This window comes from Oribacterium sp. P9 (genome assembly GCF_046365365.1).
In the GTDB taxonomy this organism is placed as follows: Bacteria; Bacillota; Clostridia; order Lachnospirales; family Lachnospiraceae; genus Oribacterium.
This window is the reverse complement of record NZ_JBKEIS010000065.1, coordinates 1-523: the sequence shown is the minus strand read 5'-3', so window position 1 is coordinate 523 and position 523 is coordinate 1. Positions and strand designations below refer to the sequence as shown.

Below are 523 nucleotides of genomic sequence, written 5' to 3'. Positions count from 1 at the left end.
TGGTCACCGTCCTTGCGCGCTTGTGTGCAGCTCCCGGCGAGCTTGAGTCCGGGGGCAGTGACCTGTCCGCCTTCGCCGACGGCGACTTGGCGAGCGACTGGTCGCGCAGCGCCTTCGCGTGGGCTGCCAAAAAGGGGCTCGTCGAGGGCTATGATTGGCCCACTGGCAAGTATCTTGTGCCCGGTGAGGACGTTGCCCGCGAGCGTGTGGCCGTGGTACTCAAGCGCGCCTTCGAAATGGGAATCATGTAGGCGCCGCCCCTTTTCCCTCTTCGGCGGGACGGCGAAACGGGAAGTTGGCTGGTGAAACGATTGCAAGGAGAAGTACCATGATCCACGTGTATTACGGCGACGGCAAGGGGAAAACAACGGCGGCGATGGGGCTTGCGCTGCGCATGCTCGCTGCCGGCGGGCGCGTCGTTATCGTGCAGTATCTGAAAGACGGCGAAAGCGGCGAGGTGCGCATGCTTTCCGATCGACTCGGCGTTCCCGTGTTTGCCGGCGTGCCGACTGGCAAGTTCACC

2 protein-coding genes are annotated in these 523 nt (G+C 63.7%); both read left to right on the top strand.

Annotated elements, in window-relative coordinates; all coding sequences use genetic code 11:
* Positions 1–251: hypothetical protein (locus ACK8P7_RS11020; protein ID WP_410044239.1), on the top strand; the 251-nt coding region annotated here is incomplete at its 5' end.
* 77 nt (positions 252–328) lie between these two features.
* A partial coding sequence (locus ACK8P7_RS11015; RefSeq protein WP_410044238.1) for a cob(I)yrinic acid a,c-diamide adenosyltransferase occupies positions 329–523 on the top strand: 195 nt, incomplete at its 3' end.